The sequence below is a fragment of the Streptomyces sp. BR123 genome, assembly GCF_013401435.1.
In the GTDB taxonomy this organism is placed as follows: Bacteria; Actinomycetota; Actinomycetes; order Streptomycetales; family Streptomycetaceae; genus Streptomyces.
The window spans coordinates 1-551 of the sequence record NZ_JACBGN010000677.1; the positions used below are offsets into that span (position 1 = coordinate 1).

2 protein-coding genes are annotated in these 551 nt (G+C 79.3%); both read right to left on the minus strand.

Annotation, left to right across the window (positions count from 1 at the left end; all coding sequences use genetic code 11):
* Window positions 1-236: NAD(P)-binding protein (locus HYE82_RS36995; RefSeq protein WP_179178595.1), on the minus strand; the 236-nt coding region annotated here is incomplete at its 3' end.
* On the minus strand, window positions 217-551 hold a 335-nt coding region (locus tag HYE82_RS37000; RefSeq protein WP_256988238.1), incomplete at its 5' end, for a (2Fe-2S)-binding protein. The genes HYE82_RS37000 and HYE82_RS36995, both read right to left, overlap by 20 nt.

Below are 551 nucleotides of genomic sequence, written 5' to 3' on the forward strand. Positions count from 1 at the left end.
CAGGCGTGGTGGAGGGCCTCGGGGCGGGCGGCGCCGAGGGCGGGCGCGGGGTGGCGGTAGAACTGGCCGCCGGTGCGCTCCCCCGCGTCCAGGAGGGTGACGCGCAGGCCGAAGCCGGCGGCGGTGACGGCCGCGGCGAGGCCGGCCGGGCCGGCGCCGACGATCGCGAGGTCGGCGAGGTCGGCGGGGCCGGCCTGCTCGGCCGCGCCCGGGCTTTCAGACGGCGAGGTCGGCACGGCCGGTCCCTTCCTGGGTGGTGACGACGTCCCCCGGGTGGGCGGGGACGAGGCAGGCGCGCTGGTTCGGCCGGCCGTTGACGGTGACCAGGCAGTCGTAGCAACTGCCGATGCCGCAGAACGCCCCGCGGGGGGCGCCGCCGTGGCGTGTCGTCCGCCAGGCGAGGATGCCGGCGCCCCACAGGACGGCGGCGATGCTCTGGCCCGCCTGGGCGGTGAGGTCGCGGCCGTCGAAGCGGAGCACGTACGTGGCCTCGGTGGACCCGCCGACGAGTCCGCGGGGCGACCTTCGCGGGGGCCGCGGGGTGCGGGTGG